Origin of the sequence: Mycobacterium arosiense ATCC BAA-1401 = DSM 45069, assembly GCF_002086125.1 — a bacterium.
GTDB lineage: Bacteria > Actinomycetota > Actinomycetes > Mycobacteriales > Mycobacteriaceae > Mycobacterium > Mycobacterium arosiense.
Genome location: NZ_MVHG01000242.1, coordinates 1 through 508, shown reverse-complemented (window position 1 = coordinate 508; position 508 = coordinate 1). Strand labels below are relative to the sequence as shown.

Annotated in this window: 1 protein-coding gene; it reads left to right on the top strand. The window is 64.8% G+C overall.

What is annotated here, in order from left to right:
* Positions 1 to 508 (top strand): condensation domain-containing protein (locus BST14_RS28300; RefSeq protein ID WP_142279691.1); only part of this gene is annotated, 508 nt, incomplete at both ends.

Here is a 508-nt window from a genome sequence, read left to right as displayed (position 1 = left end):
GACCCCCTTACAAGAAGGCCTGCTCTTCCACGCCAGCACAGCGCACACCAACGATGACATCTACGCGGTGCAACTGGACATCACCTTCAGCGGGGTTCTCGACCTGCACCGGCTGCGCGCCGCGACGCACTCGGTCATCACCCGCCATCCGAACCTGGCGGCCCGGTTCTGCGGACAGTTCGACCTGCCGGTGCAGATCATCCCGGCCGACCCCGCGCCCGTGTGGCGGTATCTCGAAATAGACGCCGGCACCGTCGATCTTGATCAGCAGGTGCACCGGGTGTGCGCTGCCGAACGCGCCGCGGTGTGCAAGCTGGCCGACCAACCGGCTTTTCGTGCCTTGGTGATCCGTATCGGCAGGGGTCGGCATCGATTTGTCCTGACCTTCCACCACATCGTGATGGATGGCTGGTCGCTGCCCATCCTGTTGAGCGAGATCTTCGCCGGCTACTACGGGCAGCACCTACCCGCACCCGCCCCCTATCGCAGCTTTGTCACCTGGCTGGCC